This window comes from Burkholderia sp. BCC1644 (assembly GCF_902833225.1).
Taxonomy (GTDB): domain Bacteria; phylum Pseudomonadota; class Gammaproteobacteria; order Burkholderiales; family Burkholderiaceae; genus Burkholderia.
The window spans coordinates 35823-53128 of record NZ_CADFEI010000003.1; the positions used below are offsets into that span (position 1 = coordinate 35823).

The 17306-nt window shown below is 66.2% G+C and carries 15 protein-coding genes and 1 pseudogene; 11 read left to right on the forward strand and 5 right to left on the reverse strand.

Going from position 1 to position 17306, the window contains the following annotated elements; genetic code table 11:
• Window positions 1–18: 18 nt before the first annotated feature.
• Window positions 19–1200 carry a CoA transferase gene (locus HWX87_RS06670; RefSeq protein WP_048027150.1) on the forward strand — a complete coding sequence of 394 codons (1182 nt, stop codon included), beginning with the start codon at window positions 19–21 and terminating at the stop codon, window positions 1198–1200.
• 277 nt (window positions 1201–1477) lie between these two features.
• Window positions 1478–2470 (forward strand): LysR family transcriptional regulator, encoded by a 993-nt coding sequence (locus HWX87_RS06675; protein WP_176046392.1) that lies wholly within the window; start codon window positions 1478–1480, stop codon window positions 2468–2470.
• Window positions 2471–2495: 25 nt separating this feature from the next.
• Here the strand turns inward: HWX87_RS06675 and HWX87_RS06680 are convergent, their stop codons facing one another.
• Entirely contained in the window at window positions 2496–3275 is a 780-nt protein-coding gene (locus tag HWX87_RS06680) for an enoyl-CoA hydratase/isomerase family protein (protein WP_176046393.1), read from the reverse strand.
• 582 nt (window positions 3276–3857) lie between these two features.
• Here HWX87_RS06680 and HWX87_RS06685 point away from each other — a divergent pair.
• Genes HWX87_RS06685 through HWX87_RS06695 form a run of 3 tightly spaced genes read left to right on the forward strand, consistent with a single transcriptional unit; the run spans window position 3858 to window position 7908 of the window.
• Window positions 3858–4751 carry an MBL fold metallo-hydrolase gene (locus tag HWX87_RS06685; RefSeq protein WP_176046394.1) on the forward strand — a complete coding sequence of 298 codons (894 nt, stop codon included), beginning with the start codon at window positions 3858–3860 and terminating at the stop codon, window positions 4749–4751.
• A gap of 22 nt (window positions 4752–4773) precedes the next feature.
• Window positions 4774–6270, forward strand: coding sequence for an aldehyde dehydrogenase family protein (locus HWX87_RS06690; RefSeq protein WP_176046395.1), 1497 nt, complete (start codon window positions 4774–4776; stop codon window positions 6268–6270).
• A 3-nt stretch (window positions 6271–6273) separates the two neighbouring features.
• Complete coding sequence (locus HWX87_RS06695) at window positions 6274–7908, forward strand: GMC family oxidoreductase N-terminal domain-containing protein (RefSeq protein ID WP_176046396.1); 1635 nt, start codon at window positions 6274–6276, stop codon at window positions 7906–7908.
• 137 nt (window positions 7909–8045) lie between these two features.
• On the opposite strand, the gene HWX87_RS06700 is transcribed toward HWX87_RS06695, so the two are convergent.
• Together HWX87_RS06700 and HWX87_RS06705 are read right to left on the reverse strand one after the other, a co-directional pair.
• A complete protein-coding gene (locus tag HWX87_RS06700) occupies window positions 8046–9290 on the reverse strand; it encodes an SRPBCC family protein (RefSeq protein WP_176046397.1) in 1245 nt (414 codons plus the stop codon).
• A 56-nt stretch (window positions 9291–9346) separates the two neighbouring features.
• Complete coding sequence (locus HWX87_RS06705) at window positions 9347–9709, reverse strand: hypothetical protein (protein WP_048027161.1); 363 nt, start codon at window positions 9707–9709, stop codon at window positions 9347–9349.
• A 639-nt stretch (window positions 9710–10348) separates the two neighbouring features.
• Between HWX87_RS06705 and HWX87_RS06710 the strand changes: the two genes are divergently transcribed.
• Together HWX87_RS06710 and HWX87_RS06715 are read left to right on the forward strand one after the other, a co-directional pair.
• Window positions 10349–11743, forward strand: coding sequence for an MFS transporter (locus tag HWX87_RS06710; RefSeq protein WP_176046398.1), 1395 nt, complete (start codon window positions 10349–10351; stop codon window positions 11741–11743).
• 477 nt (window positions 11744–12220) lie between these two features.
• Window positions 12221–12535: a helicase gene (locus HWX87_RS06715; RefSeq protein WP_176046399.1), complete on the forward strand. Its 315-nt coding sequence runs from the start codon at window positions 12221–12223 to the stop codon at window positions 12533–12535.
• 265 nt (window positions 12536–12800) lie between these two features.
• On the opposite strand, the gene HWX87_RS06720 is transcribed toward HWX87_RS06715, so the two are convergent.
• Both HWX87_RS06720 and HWX87_RS06725 read right to left on the reverse strand, forming a co-directional pair.
• Window positions 12801–13025 carry a hypothetical protein gene (locus HWX87_RS06720; RefSeq protein WP_176046767.1) on the reverse strand — a complete coding sequence of 75 codons (225 nt, stop codon included), beginning with the start codon at window positions 13023–13025 and terminating at the stop codon, window positions 12801–12803.
• A 33-nt stretch (window positions 13026–13058) separates the two neighbouring features.
• Window positions 13059–13334 (reverse strand): annotated as a pseudogene (locus tag HWX87_RS06725) (H-NS histone family protein); the annotation flags it as partial.
• A gap of 446 nt (window positions 13335–13780) precedes the next feature.
• Here HWX87_RS06725 and HWX87_RS06730 point away from each other — a divergent pair.
• From HWX87_RS06730 to HWX87_RS06745, 4 genes are all read left to right on the forward strand, one after another.
• Window positions 13781–14740, forward strand: coding sequence for an AraC family transcriptional regulator (locus HWX87_RS06730; protein WP_176046768.1), 960 nt, complete (start codon window positions 13781–13783; stop codon window positions 14738–14740).
• A gap of 115 nt (window positions 14741–14855) precedes the next feature.
• Window positions 14856–15422: a carboxymuconolactone decarboxylase family protein gene (locus HWX87_RS06735; protein WP_176046400.1), complete on the forward strand. Its 567-nt coding sequence runs from the start codon at window positions 14856–14858 to the stop codon at window positions 15420–15422.
• Window positions 15395–16510, forward strand: coding sequence for an acyl-CoA dehydrogenase family protein (locus tag HWX87_RS06740; RefSeq protein ID WP_176046401.1), 1116 nt, complete (start codon window positions 15395–15397; stop codon window positions 16508–16510). Before HWX87_RS06735 ends, HWX87_RS06740 begins: the two co-directional genes overlap by 28 nt.
• Window positions 16507–17301 (forward strand): ABC transporter ATP-binding protein, encoded by a 795-nt coding sequence (locus HWX87_RS06745; protein WP_176046402.1) that lies wholly within the window; start codon window positions 16507–16509, stop codon window positions 17299–17301. Before HWX87_RS06740 ends, HWX87_RS06745 begins: the two co-directional genes overlap by 4 nt.
• Window positions 17302–17306: the final 5 nt, after the last annotated feature.

Here is a 17306-nt window from a genome sequence, read left to right on the forward strand (position 1 = left end):
CCCAACCGTGAACGCAACATGAAAGTACTCGAAGGCATCAAGGTCCTCGATTTCGGCCGCTTCATCGCCGGGCCGTTCTGCTCGGCGCTGCTCGCCGACTATGGCGCGGACGTCATCCGCATCGATCGCGTCGGCGGCGGCGAGGACCGCTTCATCGTGCCCGTGACCGAACACGGCGAAGGCGCGCTGTTCCTGCAGGTCAACCGCAACAAGCGTTCGATGACGCTCGATCTCGACAGCCCCGAGGGGCGCGAGATCGTGCGCAAGCTGGTCGCCGACGCCGACGTGGTGATCGCCAACATGCCGCCCCGCACGCTCAAGAGCCTCGGGCTCGACTACGACAGCCTGCGCGCGATCAAGCCCGACGTGATCCTCGTCGCGTCCAACGCGTTCGGCAACAGCGAGGCCGTGCGCGACCGCGTGGGCTTCGACGGCGTCGGCCAGGCGCTGAGCGGCGCGGTGTACATGGCCGGCACGCCCGACCGGCCGCAAAAGGCGATGGTGCCGGTGGTGGACTTCGCCACCGCGTTTTCGTGCGCGCTCGGCGTGATGCTGGCGCTCTACGAACGCCAGCGCAGCGGCATGGGCCAGGAAGTCAGCGCGTCGCTGCTGTGCACGGGCCTGAACATGGCCAGCGGCGCGTTGATCGAGGAAGCGCTGCTCGGGCTGGATCGTCAGGCCACGCTGAACCGTGCGTCCGGCTACGCGCCGTCCGACATCTTCAAGGCGACGGACGGCTGGTTCATCACGCAGGTCATCGGCCGGCCGATGTTCAAGCGCTGGACGCAGCTCGTAGGCCGGCCGGAACTGCTCGACGATCCGCGCTTCGCCGACGATACGTTGCGCGGGGAGAACGGTGCGTTGCTGAGCGAACTGATGAGCGCATGGTGCGCGGACAAGACGCTGGCCGAGGCGCTCGGCGAACTGGAACAGGCGCGCATCCCGGCCAGCCCCGTCAACTCGCCGCGCCAGGCGCTGGAGGACGAAACCATCAAGGCCGCCGACGTGATCCGCTGGATGGATTATCCCGGCGCGCCGAAGCCGGTGCCGATCTTCGCGACGCCGGTTTCGCTGTCGCGCACGCCGCCGGAAATCCACACGAGACCGCCGCTGACCGGCGAGCACACGGATGAAATCCTCGCCGGCATCGGGCTCGATGCGCGTGCGGTGGCCGATCTGCGGTCGCGCAAGATCGTCTGACGGAACCGGTCGCTTCGTCGCGCGCACCGCCGTCGCAACGACGGCCGGTGCGCGCGCCCTCCTTTACCTGCGCCGCACGCCAAGCGGCCCTTGTGCATCCGCATGCCCGCGTCGCTCGTTGACGTCGCGCGCGGCAACCCGCCTCCCCCCGTTTCACGTTCACCGCGCAGCGCATGCCGCGTGCCGCGTGCCGCTGCACGGCCGACACCGGCATTCCGCCGATTACCGGAAAATCAAATATCGTCTATATTCGTCAGCCACACTTGACAATCGCATCATGGACCCGTCCCAGCTTCCTTCCCTCGCGTGGTTCGTGCACATCGCGCACCATCTCAGCTTCACCAAGGCCGCCGCCGAAATGGGCGTGTCGCGCGCCGCGTTGTCGCAGAACCTGAAAGCGCTCGAACGGCAACTGAACGTGAAGCTGCTGTACCGGACCACACGCGACATGTCGCTGACCGAGGACGGGCAACGGCTGTACGACACGCTGCGGCCGGCATTCGGCTCGATCGAGCTGGCGATCCAGAACCTGCACGAAGTCCGGCACGAGCCGTCCGGGCTGCTGCGCATCAACACGTCGCGAGTGGCCGCGCGAAAACTGGTCGAGCCGCACCTGGGCGAATTCATGGCACGTTATCCGTTGCTGCGGGTGGAGCTCGTGATGGACGACGGACTGTCGAACATCATCGCCGACGGCTACGACGCGGGCATCCGGCTGGGCGAAAGCCTCGCCGAACACATGGTGGCCGTGCCGATCACGCCGATGCTCGAAATGGCCGTGGCCGGCTCGCCCGGCTACTTCGCGCGCCACGGCACGCCGGCCACGCCCGCCGACCTGATCGAGCACAACTGCCTGTGCTATCGGCATACGACGAGCGGCGCGATCTATCGCTGGGAGTTCACGTCGCCCGAGATCGAGGGGCATGCGTTCGAAGTGGAACCGCAGGGCAGCGTGGTCACGAATGACGACGACGGGATGATTCGCGCGGCGCTGCAGGGGATCGGCCTGATCCAGCACCAGGACGTCGCGCTGCGCGAACATCTCGATGCCGGCACGCTGGTGCGCGTGCTCGAGTCCTGGTGCAAGCCGTTTCCCGGCTATTACCTGTACACGCCGTCGCGCGAGCAGATGCCCGCGAAGGTGCGCGCGCTGATGGATTTCCTCGTCGAGAAGCGCGAACACCTGGCCGTCGATATGGCCAGGCGCGCGGCCAAGCCCGCGCAGGCTGCCGCGCCGAAATCCCGCAAGCCGCGCGCGACGCGGGCATGAGCGACCGTGTATCGCCGCACGCCGTTCAGCCCGGTTCGCGCTGCGCGAAATCGTGCACGGCCGTCACCAGCGACGGCGACGCGGTGCGATAGCGGTACTGCATCCACCGCTCCATCGACAGCCCGTCGTTCAGCGGCATCTCGAGCGCGCGGCGGGTCATGTGCTTCATCGCGGCCAGCGCATCGGCGTCGGTGCGCGCGATCTCGCGGGCGAGTTGCATCGTCGCCGAGTCGAGCGCATCGCCGCTTACCGCGAGCGACGCGAGCCCCATTCGCTCCGCCTCGCGCCCCGTCATGCGCCGCCCGGTGACGAGGTAGTACATCGCGCGCGCGAGCCCGATCTTGCGCGGCAGCCGCTGCGAGCCGCCGCCGCTCGGCAGCAGGTTGCGCTGCAGATGCGCGTCGCCCAGTTCCGCCTGTTCGTCGACGACGACGATGTCGGATGCCAGCGCCAGCTCGAACCCGCCCGCCACCGCATAACCGTTGACCGACGCGATCACGATCTGCCGCGACGCCTCCATCAGCGCGAACGTGTCCTGCATCAGGTCCTGGTGCCGCATGTGCGCGGCGGGATCGGCGAGCACGCCGCTCGCGAGCCACTTCAGGTCGTTGCCCGCGCAGAATGCGCGGCCGCTGCCGCGAATCACGATCACGCGGATGTCGCGGCCCGGATCGGCGGCCGTTCGCACCGCGTCGTTCAGCGCCGCGAGCGTCGTGCCGTCCAGCGCATTCATCCGCTCGGCGCGGTTCAGCGTGACGACGCGGATGCCCGGTGTCGAGTCGTCTGTCAGCAACGTGTTCGTCATGGTGTCTCCTGGTCCGGTCGAATCGATCCGCGCCGGTCGGCGCGTGACCGTTCGTTCGGAACCGTCCTCGCTGTTATCGATATGTTCGTCACGCCGGGTACCGGGCCGTCGGGTCGGCCGCATGGGGGTGCGTTGCCGCCCCGTTCCCATTCTTCGCCCGCGTCTGCCGCACCTGCGCCGAGACGAATAGGCGGACGGCGCCGCCTGCAATCAGTCACAAGCAACGACAATCCGCTGGATCGATGCTATCGACGGCAATATTCCACCGTCAATTTTGCATTGCTTGGTGTTCCGTACTTTGGCGAATGTGATACATCCATGCGTCCTGTCGGGACGGTCTGCGCCTGCAGACGAAGTTCGCGCCGATCAAGTGGCCTGGCATGCGCGATGCGCCGATCGCGCCGGCATTCTTCAATGTACGGAACAGTGTGTGGAAAGTCCGGCAGCAATGGCACCCGGTGTGGTCGAATCGCCTGTCCGCGTACAGGCACTCACCGCGCTTCCCGACGACGGGCGTCAATTGATTTACCGAAGCGCCCTTCGGCAAAACGCCCAACGCAACGCTCTCCAAGGAAGAACGCCATGCCGTTGCTGCACACCATTCGCTCCCGGATCGGTCACGCGGAAATCGTGCAGATCGTCGAAATGGACATCAGTGGCATTCTGGGCATGCTGCTGCCCGAGGCCACGCCCGACGTGATGAAGTCCATTCCGTGGATGAAGCCGCCCTACGTGGACGACGAACACCGCATGCGCGCCGTCAGCCAGTGTTTCATCGTCACGATCGGCAAGCGCGTGCTGGTGGTCGACACTTGTGTCGGCAACGACAAGCACCTCGCGGGCTTCGACGCGTTCGCCGCGCTGCGGCTCGAATTCCTGGCCACGCTGGAACAGGCCGGCATCGACCGCCATGCGGTCACCGACGTGCTGTGCACGCACCTGCATTTCGATCACGTCGGCTGGAACACCTACCAGCAGGACGGCCGCTGGCTGCCCACCTTTCCGAACGCAAAGTATCACTTCGGCAAGACGGAATACGCATTCGCACAACAGGGCGACCCGAACGACGCGATGTACGCGGCGCAGGACATCTCGTTCCAGGAGTCCATCCAGCCGGTCGTCGATGCCGGGCTCGCGAACTTCATCGAACGCGATACCGACCTGGGCGACGGGATCTCGGTGTTCTCCACGCCCGGGCACTCGATCGGCCACATCGCGGTCGAGGTCGACGCGGGCACGGAGCGGTTCATCATCGGCGGCGACGCGATGCATCACCCGGTACAGGTCGCCCGGCCGGACATGGCGCTGGTGCTGGACTACGACAACGCACAGTCGGCGGCCACGCGGCACACGCTGCTGTCGCGCCTCGACGGAAGCGCCACGCTGTTTACCTGCACGCATTTCTGTTCGCCGTCGTTCGGGTTGATCAGCCAGGACCCGAACGGCGACTACGTCTTCACCGGGGTGCCGAAGTAAGCCCCCTTACCCTTCCGAATCCATGCTCAGTCTCGTTTCCCGGCTCGATGCGCTGAATGTCAGCCCGGGCCGCCTTTTCATCGACGGCCAGTGGCTCGACTGGCCCGATGCGCGTTTCGACCAGATCAACCCCTGCACGAACGAGGTCATGACCAGCTTCGCCGAGGCCGGCACGCGCGGCGTCGCGCTCGCGGTGGCGGCGGCTCGCAAGGCGTTCGACGAAGGTCCGTGGCCGCGCATGCGCGCGCAGGACCGCAAGCGCCTGCTGCAGCCGATCGTCGAACGTCTGTATGCGGCCGAAGACGAAATCGCCCGGCTGCAGACGCTCGACAACGGCATTCCGTACACGTTCAGCCGCAACTCGCGCGTGTCGGCGAAAGCCGCCGCCGACATCTTCGACCATTTCCTCGGCTGGATCGACAAGATCAACGGCGACACGCTGCCGATCTTCTCAGGCGCGTCGAACATGCAGTACATGACGTTCCGCGACCCGGTGGGCGTCGTCGCGGCGATCCTGCCGTACAACGGCCCGGTGATGACGTTCGCGATGAAGGTAGCGCCGGCGCTGGCCTGCGGCTGTACCGTGGTCGTCAAGCCGTCGGAACTCACCAATCTCGCCGTGAGCCGGCTCGCGCAGATCCTGGCCGACAGCGATTTGCCGCCGGGGGTCTTCAACCTCGTGACCGGCGCGACCGAAACGGGCACGGCGCTCACGTCGCACCCGGGAGTCGACAAGGTGACCTTCACCGGCAGCCCGCTCGTCGGTGAACGCATCACGGTGGCCAGCGCGCCGACCATGAAGCGGCTGTCGCTGGAGCTGGGCGGCAAGAGCGCGGCGCTGGTCTTTCCCGATACGCGCAGCGTGCCGGCCACCGCGCAGGCACTCATGGGGCTGTGTTCCACTTTTCTATCGGGGCAGGTCTGCACCACGCCGTCGCGCGCGATCGTGCATCGTTCGATCATGGACGAGTTCCTGCATCACGCCCAGGCGCAACTCGCGACGGTACGGTTCGGCGATCCGTTCGATGCGGCCACCACGTCCGCGCCGATGATTTCACGACGCCACCAGTCGCGCGTACTCGAATACGTCGAAAGCGGCCGGCAGCAAGGCGCGACGCTGCTGGCCGGCGGCGGTGTGTCGGGCGGCGCATTCGCCAATGGCAACTGGGTCGAGCCGGCACTTTTCGCGAATGTGCGCAACGACATGAAGATCGCGCAGGAGGAAATCTTCGGCCCCGTGCTGTCGGTGATTCCGTTCGAAACCGAGGAGGAAGCCGTACGCATCGCCAACGACAGCGAATACGGCCTCGCCGGCTGCGTGTACACCACGGACGTCAGCCGCGCGTTTCGCGTCGCGCGCGCGGCGAAGAGCGGCTCGATCGGCGTCAACGGCTTCGCCAGCATTCCGAACGCGCCGTTCGGCGGCATCAAGCGCTCGGGCGTGGGGCGCGAAGGCGGCTGGTCGACGATCGAGGCGTTCACCGAGCTGAAGACCGTCAATTTCAATCTGGATGCCTGATCAATGAGCGAAACCTTCGACTACGTGGTCGTCGGCGCGGGCAGCGGCGGCAGCGTGGTGGCCGCGCGACTGGCCGAAGCCGGCCATACCGTGTGCGTGCTGGAAGCCGGCCCGCCCGATACCAACCCGTTCATCCACATTCCGGCGGGCTACATCAAGAACCTGTTCAACGACCGGCTGGTGTGGCGCTTTCGCAGCGGGCCGATCGCCGGCACGGACGGGCGCACCATCGAACTGACCCAGGGCAAGGTCGTGGGCGGATCGGGTTCGATCAACGGCATGGTCTACAACCGCGGGCAACATGCCGATTTCGACGGCTGGGCCGCGCTCGGCAACCCCGGCTGGGGCTACGACGACGTGCTGCCGTTCTTCCGGAAGGCCGAGACGCGCATCGGGCCCGGCGACGATCGTTATCGCGGCCGCAGCGGCCCGTTGATCGTGACCGACCCGGTCATGCCGGCGCCGCTGTGCGACCTGTTCGTCGAGGCGGTCGAGAGCCTCGGTTATTCGTATGTGGCCGATTCGAATGCCGAAGCGCAGGACGGCGTCGGCCCGTGGCATTTCATGATCGACACGCGCGGCCGCACGCCTCGGCGCTGGAGCGCCGCGCGGGCCTACCTGCATCCGGCCATCAGGAAGGGCCGCGTGGCGCTGCGCACCAACAGCCCCGCGACGCGCGTGCTGCTGGACGGCCGCCGCGCGGTGGGCGTACGGTATCGGGCAGGCGGCACCGGCGCGCCCGAGCGCGAGGTGCGCGCCAACCGCGAGGTGATCGTCGCGGCGGGTGCGCTGAACACGCCGCGCCTGCTGCAGATCTCCGGCATCGGCGACAGCGCGCATCTGCGCGCCATCGGCGTGCAACCGAAGGTCGACCTGCCTGGCGTGGGCGCCAACCTCGTCGATCACTTCAACCTGCGCGTGGCCGTCAAGGTGAAGGACGTCGCCACCATCAACGAGCGCGGGCGCGGGCTGCCGCTTGCCCGGGAGATCGCCCGGTACTGCCTGGGCCGGCCGAGCATCCTGAGCATGGGCCCGGTGCCGATGCGCTTCTTCTTCCGCTCCGAGCCCTCGCTGACGCGGCCCGACCTGCAGGTTTCGTTTACGCCCGGCAGCTATCAGGAAGGGTTGCCCGGCCTGCTCGATCACTATCCGGGCATGACGCTGGGCGGCCACAAGCAGCGCCCGGACAGTCGCGGCTGGGTCCGCGCGCGTTCCGCGAACATCGACGAGCTGCCCGAAGTGCAGCCGAACTACCTGACCGACGAATCGGACCAGCGCGCGATGGTGGCCGTGGTGAAGATGGCGCGAGCCGTGTTGCAGGCGCGGCCGTTCGCGCCGTACTACGTCGACGAGATGTTCCCCGGCAAGGACGTACGCACCGACGACGAGATTCTCGCGTTCGCGCGCCAGCGCGGCGGCACCGTCTACCACCACAACGGCACCGCGCGCATGGGGCCCGACAGCGACCCGATGGCGGTGGTCGATGCGCGGCTGCGCGTGCGCGGCGTGCAGGGCCTGCGCGTCGCCGATGCGTCCGTGATGCCGATGCCGATCTCGGGCGCGACCAATGCCGCCGCCATCATGATCGGCGAGAAGGCGGCCGACATGCTGGTACAGGATGCGAAAGCGGCGCGCTGAGCACGCGTTTGCACATCGCGTCACGCCGGGAGGCCGCACGCAGGCCCGGCAGTGGCGCGTTGCTGCTTTCGCGCGTCGGTAAAAGGAGGCAGACCGATGCGTCGGCGACCGGCGGCAGCCGATCGCCGACGCCGGCGCTACGCGATCGCGTCCTTCACGGTCGACGCCGACGACCACCGGACCACCTGCTCGAGCCCGTGCCGGCACAGGATCTCGCTTTCGTTGAAATGGACGAACGGTTTCGCGCCAGTCTCCATGCCGGCCTGCATCGATTCGATGTTGCCGAGATCCTCGAGCATGCCGTCGGAGATGTGCGACGTGAAATGCTCGAGTTGCAGGCGCTCCCGTACGCTCTTCGGTTTCTTGTTGTAGAAGCGCGCTTCCCAGATGGTCGTGTTCGCCGACGTCGGCCAGAATTCGTGCGTCCAGAACTGGTTCGCGGAAATCTGCAGATGCCAGTTCGGGAAGAACCAGTTCACGTCCTGCGACCACGCCGGATGCCGCTCGGGGTTCACGCCGCGATGCTCGGTGAGCGGATTGGCCTGGGCGACGTTGCGCGTGCCGGTCACCGTCTCGCCGGCCGCGAACAGCCAGCGCATCACCTTCGCGTGCTCCGGCACCGCGACGCTCTGGTTCAGCCACAGCGAGAACGAGCGATGGGCGCCGCGCAGGTTCGCGCCCAGCGGCCGCCCGAACGGATTTTCCTTGCCGGTGTAGATCGGCCCGAACGTCTTCGGGTGGATCGACGCGATGTGATACACCTCGCTGAAGTTTTCGGCCACCGCCTTCCAGTTCGCCCTGAACTCGCCGCGCAGCACGATCGCGTTGTCGGCGTCCGGATAGTCGATGCCGGACAGCGCGTCGGCCATCGGTCCGAGGAATTCCGCGAGACCGACCTCGGGCGCCGGCGCCAGGTTGACGAAGATCCAGCCGTCCCACACGTCGAGCGCGACGGGCGTCAGACCGCATTTCTTCCGGTCGAGATGGAAGAAGCCGGCCTCGTCGGGCACGTTCGCCAGCTCGCCTGCGTTGTTGTACCCCCAGCTGTGATACCGGCAGACGAAACGCTTCGCGTTGCCGCTCGGCCGGTGCTCGACGATATTCGCGCGATGCGCGCAGACGTTGTGAAACGCGCGGATCTTGCCGTCCTCCGAACGCGCGACGATCACGGACGCCTTGGCGACCGCAAGATCCTTGACGAAGAAATCGCCCGGCTTCGGGATCCGCTCGACGCGGCCCACCATCAGCCAGGCGCGGCGAAAGATCCGCTCGCGTTCGATTTCGTATTGCTCCGGATCCGTGTACAGCGTGGTCGGCATCGGCTTCGTCGACAGGCCGACGGATTCGGTCAAGCTCGGTTTGAATTCACCAGGGTGGTTCATGCCAGCTCCTGAAAGGGATGGGGACGGCGGGTTCGGATCGACCCGACGACGCGCGATCAGCCGTGCGGCTGAAAGCCGGTCGCGATCGTCAGTGCGTGAACGGGCGGCGCATGCCGGATGCCCGACGCCTCGTGCATTTCGACGGCGATCGCCGCATGGCACATCGCGAGCAGCAGGCGAAACAGGTTCTGCGCGGGCGCCGGCATGTCGTCGAGCGGAAACTGCTCGAGATAAACGGTCGCCTCCTCCGCCCGCCCGGACATCGCTTCGTAGAACGCCACGATCTCCGCATACGGCGTGGCCGCGCGATGGATCCAGCGCGCGTGCGACGTCGGCGCATTCCATCGGTCGAGAAACGGTTCGAGCGCCTCGAAGCCTTCCGGCAAGCGCTGCGAATCGCGTGATACATCGTCAGTCATCGTGCTCCTCCAGTTCCGGATCGCAACGCCTGCGCCCGGAATGGGCCGCATCGCATTGCGTCGTGTCACAGCGTGATACGTGACCTCGCGGCATCGGCACCGGGCCGTTCGTGCGGCCTCTTCTCCGGTGTCGACCGGCAACGCGAGCGAATTCGTGTTCCACCGGACACACTTCGCATTCCGTACTTCGAAACACGGAACGGATTGCAAGCGGATACGGCATCTTCGGCGTCGCCCGTTTACCTAACGAACGATAGATTGATTCGATGCAGGCGATCGCTCCATCCGGTCTAACCCGGACGCAGATGCCGGTTCCGACAGGATGGCGGCGCACTTGCGTATCGACGACGAACGCGCCGAATGCTGCGAACGGCATGCCGGCGCGCAGCGCGCGACAGCCGGCACACGCTTCACGGCCCACGGTGGCCGTGCTTAATGGATAACACTCATGGCACATCACTTTGCGTCACGCCAAACTACCTAACGATAGTTTGGTAATCGAGTGCGTGCCGGCGAAATCGCCGATGCGTCGAACGACCACCCAGGCTGACCGGATGCCCATGACCGGCCTGACGCACAAGCGGCATGCCGTCCCGACATCCCCTTTCACAAGCATCAGACGATCGTATCGGAGACAAGATGAGGAATGCCATGAATGAAGTGCCGCCCGTCGGCGGCCTGGACGACGCGCTATCGGGACGAACCTCGTCGAGGGTCGTCCATGACAGCCTCCGGTCGTGGTACATCCTGGGCATCATCACGTTCGCGTATTCGCTCGCGTACATCGACCGCCAGCTTCTCAACCTGCTCGTCGATCCGATCCGGCATTCGCTCGCCATTTCCGACACGCAGCTCAGTCTCGTTCAGGGCATCGCGTTCATTTCCGCGTACCTGATCGCATCACCGCTGTTCGGCCGGCTCGTCGACGTCACCAACCGGCGCAACATCCTGCTGGTCGGCATTTGCCTGTGGTGCATCTTCACGGCGCTGTGCGGCAAGGCCACGACGTTCCAGGGGTTGTTCCTCGCGCGCTTCGGCGTCGGGGCCAGCGAAGCCTGCGTGTTTCCGATCGCGCTGTCGATGATCGCCGACTGCTTTTCGGCGAAGCAGATGCCGCGTGCGATGAGCGTGTTCATTCTCGGCCCGATGCTCGGCGGCGGGCTCTCGCTCGTCGCCGGCGGCCTGGTCATCTCGTTCGCCCGCGACGTTCATCAGCAGTTTCCGATGCTCGCCGGGTTCGAGACCTGGCAACTTGCTTTCGTGCTGATCGGGCTGCCCGGCATGCTGTTTGCGTTGCTGGTATGGCTGACGGTGCGCGAACCGATGCGCAGCAAGGTCGTCAGCGGAAGCGCGGACGATCGGCAGTTTTCGACCCGCGAATCCGCTGCATTTCTGTGGGCGCGCCGCGGGTTCTACGCGCGCATCCTGCTCGGCGTCGGCATGCTCGCCATCGTCGTGCTCGGGATGCCTGCGTGGATGCCGACCTACCTGATCCGTTCACACGGGATGCCCGCGGCGCTGGTCGGGTTTCGTTTCGGCGCGCTGGTGGTCTGCTGCGGGATTGCAGGCGCGCTGGTGGGCCCCTGGGCCGTGCGCCGATTCGAAAAGCGCGGCTACGAAGACGCACCGTTGCGCACGGCCGCGTTCGCGATGATCCCGATGTTGTTGTGCTGCGCGAGCATCCCGTTTGCGCCCGGCGCGACGGGTACGCTGATCGCGGCCGGCGGCACGGTGTTCTTCTTCACGCTGCCGACCGGGTGCATGGCCGCGGCGCTGCAACTCGTCGCGCCCAGCCGCATGCGCGGTACCGTCGGCGCGCTCTACTCGTTCTTCGCGCAGCTGATCGGTTTCGGGCTCGGGCCGACGCTGATCGCGCTCTTCACCGATCGCGTGTTCGGCAATCCGAAGATGGTCGGCGATTCGATCGGGATCGTTTGCACGATCGCGGCCGCGCTCGCCGTATGGTTGCTGTTTGGCGCGCTGCCTCACTATCGTCGATTGCTTGCGGAGGAGCGTGGCACGCTGGTGGGGTGACTTGTGGGGTTCAGGCGGGATCATTGAGCGCTGCGGCCAACGACACGCGCCGCAGTGACAGGATTTTCGATGCGGATGGGCAGCGTCGAGTGTTGCCTGATCGTCGTCGATGGGGCGCAGAATCCGGTTGTCCCCGGAAAAAGCCGCACCCCGCGCCAGCCTGGACTGGCAAACTGCGTCAAAATCAGCGGGAGGTGTCGAAGGCACCATGCCACTCATCCGAATGAGCGGCATGGAACGCCGTGCAGGCCAAACCCGGCAGTTGCGGCATGGCACCACAAGGTCAGGTTGGATGACGCGAAAACGGGCTCGCGATCGTGTGCGAGGTAACGTTTCCGGTGCCGCGGCGGTGGCCCGCTGGGTCGGAAATCGCCCTGTCAGCCTGCGCCACGGCAACTTCGGCCATCGCGCAACATGGCCGATTTCGGCGGATCCTCGCACAGCGTTAGAATAGCGCCCTTTGCATGGGAGACGACAATGTCCTGGTTCGTGTATGAAGTGCCCGAATACCACGAAGACGCTGCGCGCATCGAACCTTTCAGCGACCTGCGTAGCCGTGTGCTGAAAGCCGGTGGTCCGGCCATGGCCGACGACCTGGAAAGTGTTCGCGAAAACGCCGCTGCAACGGCGGACACGCCCGAGCACCCCCTGCGAACGCCGGAGAATCCGCAGGTCTTTCCGATTCCTTACGCCGACTCGATGATCCTGGTCGGGTTCATCTTCGATCTGAAACGCGAATTCCGGCAACTGGTCGTGTCACCTGTGGAAATGCCCTGGCTGAAAGACGCGTAACCGGTGCTCGGATCGGAAGCCGGCGGGAACGTCGGCAGTAACGCGAAGGCCGACAGTTGCAGGTGTCTGTCGTCCGCGGTTCTCTAAAGCAACGACAACTGCGCCGGTATGCTTGTGCGACCAGCGTGATCGCTTTCCTTTACCGCCGAGCGCTGCTGGGTCGTGGGCTGAGTGCTCCCGTCGTCCGGTCGATACTTGCGCGCCCACTCGACACCAAGCACCTCGGACGAGAACACAACGCCAGGCGCAATCTGTACAAGTTCGCTCATCTACGGATTTCCTGGGCAGGCTGAACATCAAAGTGCGCGGCGGCATACCGCGCACTGCAGTTCCACACTTCGACGCCGTCACGGGTGAAGGTAGCCCATCCGTCCTTGACGGTCATCTCGGCGTACGGAAATACCTCGCCGTGTCCCATCGCCTTGGCAGCCAGGATCGTCCGTTCACGGCACAGCGCCTGATAAATTCCATCATGCAGCGTTGACGGCATCGCGCTCAACCGACAACCCCACTCATCACTGGATATAAACCGGTCGCGATTCTTCGCGTTTGCAACCCGGTGAGGAACCTTGCCACGCCCGCTCCAGGCCGCGCCTGTTCCGGGGTCGCGATACTTCGGCGCAACCGGAGCGCGTGTGCCCGACGCAGGCGCGCGTCATTGCCCGAAAAGTTGCTCAGCCGTGATGCCATACTCGGCGATCTAATCACGGATCGTCGTGATGCTGCTGTCCAGCTCGGCAATCCGCGCTTCTTCCGCCAGCGCATCTGCTTGAGCTTTCAGTTCGAGATAGGCCGCCATGTACGTGAAGGGACTCCGATTCAGCAGATTGGCCAATGGTCGAGACGGTATGGAGTGCAGGTGCAAGTCTGCTGTCCACGATCGACACATTATATTCCCGCGATTGGGAAAAGCGACCGCTTCAGCGGAGTGCACGGCGACCGTGGCGGGGACCCGGTGAACAATGTGGGTTCGAGTCGGACGCCCCTTTCGGCGAGTCATTAAATTCGTATTACGAACGATACTTTATATAAATCAAGCGCTTCGATTCCACGAAATTCAAGCGCCGGTTTCCCGAGTTCGAGGTGACGACGTACCGGGAAGGGCTCGAACGCGTTCGACGGGAGTCCTAGGCGGACGGCGGGCCCGCCTTCGCCGCGACAGGAAAATGCTTTCTACGAATCGTTGGTTTGAGCCGCGCGGCGCTGCCCGTAGCATGGGCGCGTCACCCTCCTTCCAGCATCGGAATGTCCGCGCAAACAGACAAGGTCGTCCATTGGCTGCTCTCCAGCCTGGAGCCCAGAAGCCAGCTCTTTCACGTCGGCCAGTATTGCGGGGACTGGCAGGCGTCGACCGCCGGTCGGGCCAAGGCGAGCTTCCACATCATCCTGCACGGTGCCGCGTGGCTTCACTTTGCCGACGGGCGCGACAGCATCCCCGTCTCCGAAGGGGACGCGGTGTTCCTGCTGCGCGACGTGCCGCACGGGTTGTCGCCGAGCGCGATCAACCCGAAGGCCTGCGCGATCGCCGACGGCCAGCCCGTCGAGCGACGCGGGTCGATGCAACCGCTCGACCCGTCGGTCGACGGCAGCGTCGGCCTCGCGTGCGGCTTCATCGAATTCCGGTCCGCCATCTCGCGCGCGATCGTGTCGCTGTTTCCCGCGTGCCTGATCGTGCGGCGCGGCGACGGCGCCCATCGCGGCATCCACGGGCTGTTCGACCTCATTCGCGCCGAGGGCCGCCATGGCGTCGACGAGCCTTCGCCGCTGATCGACAAACTGGTCGAACTGCTGCTGTTCTACGCGGTCCGTGACGCCGCGGGGCACGATACCGTGGCCAGCGGGCTCGCATCGCTGATGCAGCGGACCGGCTTCGGCACGCTCGTGGCCGCGATCATCGATGCGCCCGGCGACGCGTGGACCACCGAGTCGATGGCCGCGTTCGCCAACATGTCGCGCACCGCGTTCTGCAAGCACTTCAGCGAAGCGTCGGGCCATCCGCCGATGCAGTTCGTCACGCTGGTGCGCATGCGGCTAGCGGCAGACCTGTTGCAGCAGGGCTTGCCGATTTCGCGTGCGGGCGAACGCGTCGGCTATCAGTCGGAATCGGCATTTGCCCACGCATTCAAGCGCACGATGGGCATGCAACCCGGCGCATGGCGTCGCGACCGCGACGGCGCGTCGCAATCGGCCGCTCGCCTGCACTAGCCGGACGGCGTGACGCCGCTTCGCGGGACGAACGCACAGGAATCGCGGATGTTCGCGCATTGTCCGTGGGCGGTGCGGGCTCGACAATGATCTCACTGCCCTTCCGGAGAATCCTGTGAGCCGTCTGCCCTTGCCCACCGTCGAAACAGCCCCTGCGCCCAGCCAGCCATTCCTCGAAAAATCGCAACGCGCGAACGGCTTTTTGCCGAACCTCGTGCGCTCGCTCGCGAATGCGCCGGTTGCCCTCGAAACCTATCTGACCGTCGCTGAGATCAACGGCCGCGCGGGCCTCACGTTCGCCGAACGCGAAGCGGTTCAGATCACCGCCGCCGCCGTTCACGGTTGTGCGTTCTGCGTGGCCGGACACACCGCGACCGCATTGAAAAAGGCGAACGTCGATCGCGCCGACGTCGACGCGTTGCGCGACGGCGAGCCGGTGGCCGATGCGCGGCTGGACGCCGTCGCTGAATTCACGCGCGCAGTGATCGCGACACGCGGCGCCGTGGCCGACGATGCGCTCGACGCGTTCCTCGCGGCCGGCTTTACCGAAGCAAACGCGCTCGAGGTGGTGCTGGGCGTGAGCCTCGCGACGCTGTGCAACTTCGCGAACAACCTGGCGCGCAACGAACTTAACCCCGAACTGGCGGCATACCGATGGGAACCCCGGACACAGGCCGCCTGACGGTGCCCGCCCTCGACGCGTCGCTCGTCGACTGGCTCGACTCGAACGCGACGCAACTCGACACGAGCGCCGACTCGAAAGCCGAGGTCGTGCCGCGCCTGGCGGCCGCCGGGCTGTTCCGGATCGGCGTGCCGGCGAGCCTCGGCGGCGCGGGCGGCACCACTACCGATGCGATCGCGAGCATCGCCGCGGTGGCCGAGCATTCGCTCGCGGCGGCATTCGTGCTCTGGGGCCAACGCAGCTTCATCGAGTATCTGCTGCAAAGCCCCAATACCGCGCTGCGCGAGCGCCTGCTGCCGGCACTGCTCGACGGGACCTGCGCCGGCGCAAGCGGCCTGTCGAACGCGATGAAATATCTGTGCGGAATCGAGTCGCTTCAGATCGAAGCGGCGCGGCGCACGGAAGCGGCCGAAGACTGCCGGTTGACGGGCCGGATGGCCTGGGTGACGAACCTGCGCGCGGAGCAGTTCGTCGTCGCGGCGGCCGTGTCGTTTCGCGATGGCCGTCCGTCCGCGATCGTTGCGATCCCGCATGACGCGCCCGGCCTGACACGCAGCGCGGATCTCGACCTGATCGCGCTGCGCGGCAGCAACACCGCCGCATTGCAGCTTGAAGACGTACCGACCGATAGCGCATGGCTGATCCATGCGGACGCGCAGGCATTCCTGCCCGCGGTGCGGCCGGCGTTTCTCGGCTTGCAGTGCGGGCTGTCCATCGGGCTCGCGCGTCGTGCGTTGGCCGAAGCGCGCCACGCGGCGGAGACGACGCGCGGCATTCTCGGCCCCGAAGTCGATACCTGCGCGGCCGAATTGAGCGCCGCGTGTGCGCTGTTGTCATCCGGTATTGCCGACGGTAGCCTGCGCATGCACCCCAACCGCCTGTTCGAGCTGCGCATCACGCTCGCGACGCTGGTGGCGAGCGCGGTGAACCTCGAACTCGAGGCCAGCGGCGGCCGCGGCTATCTGCGCGATGCCGGGCTCGGCTTCGATCGGCGCTGGCGCGAAGCGGCGTTCATTCCGATCGTCACGCCGAGCGTGGTGCAGTTGAAGGCGCAACTCGCGGCGCAGACGCGGAGTATCGCCGCATGACGCCCGCGCTGCTGGATGCCCGCCACCTGACGCTCGGCTACGGCGAGACTCCGCGCAATATCGTGCTTGCCGATGTCTCGCTGTCGGTCGACGCGGGCGAAATCGTCGCGTTGATCGGCCCGAGCGGCACCGGCAAGTCGAGCCTGCTGCGCGCACTGGCCGGCCTGGAGCAAGCGCAATCGGGCACCGTGTCGATCAACGGTGCGACGCTGCAGGGCCCGCATCCGCGGATCGCGATCGCGTTTCAGGATCCCTGCCTGCTACCGTGGCTGTCGACCGAAAGCAATGTCGCGTTCGGGCTCGCATTCAAGCATCAGGAGCGCCTCACGCGCGACCGGCAACGCGAGCGGGTCCGATCCGCGCTGCGAGCGGTCGGGCTCGAAGCCGCCGCGGCGCTGCGCCCTGCCCAACTCTCCGGCGGCATGGCGCAGCGCGCGGCGCTCGCACGCGCGTTGGCGCGTCAACCGCAGGCCCTGCTGCTCGACGAGCCGTTCTCGGCGCTCGACGAAATCACGCGCGCCGCGATGCAACGGCTGCTGGTGAGCATCGTCTCGTCGACACGCTGCGCGACGGTGCTCGTGACCCATGACATCGACGAAGCGCTGCTCGTGGCCGACCGCATCGTGCTGCTCGGTACGCAAGGCCGCTTGATCGATGCATGGCATGTCGATTTCCCGCATCCGCGCGACGCGTTCGTCAGCGAACTCGGCACGATGCGCATCGACATCCTGAAGGCGTTGCAGGCCGGCATGAAGCGCCCGCACGCCACCGAACTCCCCTTCCTGACCTGACCTGT

Coding starts and splice junctions, on each gene's coding strand:
- HWX87_RS06670 (WP_048027150.1), top strand. CDS start 19: ATGAAAGTACTCGAAGGCATCAAGGTCCTCGATTTCGGCCGCTTCATC.
- HWX87_RS06675 (WP_176046392.1), top strand. CDS start 1,478: ATGGACCCGTCCCAGCTTCCTTCCCTCGCGTGGTTCGTGCACATCGCG.
- HWX87_RS06680 (WP_176046393.1), bottom strand. CDS start 3,275: ATGACGAACACGTTGCTGACAGACGACTCGACACCGGGCATCCGCGTC.
- HWX87_RS06685 (WP_176046394.1), top strand. CDS start 3,858: ATGCCGTTGCTGCACACCATTCGCTCCCGGATCGGTCACGCGGAAATC.
- HWX87_RS06690 (WP_176046395.1), top strand. CDS start 4,774: ATGCTCAGTCTCGTTTCCCGGCTCGATGCGCTGAATGTCAGCCCGGGC.
- HWX87_RS06695 (WP_176046396.1), top strand. CDS start 6,274: ATGAGCGAAACCTTCGACTACGTGGTCGTCGGCGCGGGCAGCGGCGGC.
- HWX87_RS06700 (WP_176046397.1), bottom strand. CDS start 9,290: ATGAACCACCCTGGTGAATTCAAACCGAGCTTGACCGAATCCGTCGGC.
- HWX87_RS06705 (WP_048027161.1), bottom strand. CDS start 9,709: ATGACTGACGATGTATCACGCGATTCGCAGCGCTTGCCGGAAGGCTTC.
- HWX87_RS06710 (WP_176046398.1), top strand. CDS start 10,349: ATGAGGAATGCCATGAATGAAGTGCCGCCCGTCGGCGGCCTGGACGAC.
- HWX87_RS06715 (WP_176046399.1), top strand. CDS start 12,221: ATGTCCTGGTTCGTGTATGAAGTGCCCGAATACCACGAAGACGCTGCG.
- HWX87_RS06720 (WP_176046767.1), bottom strand. CDS start 13,025: ATGCCGTCAACGCTGCATGATGGAATTTATCAGGCGCTGTGCCGTGAA.
- HWX87_RS06730 (WP_176046768.1), top strand. CDS start 13,781: ATGTCCGCGCAAACAGACAAGGTCGTCCATTGGCTGCTCTCCAGCCTG.
- HWX87_RS06740 (WP_176046401.1), top strand. CDS start 15,395: ATGGGAACCCCGGACACAGGCCGCCTGACGGTGCCCGCCCTCGACGCG.
- HWX87_RS06745 (WP_176046402.1), top strand. CDS start 16,507: ATGACGCCCGCGCTGCTGGATGCCCGCCACCTGACGCTCGGCTACGGC.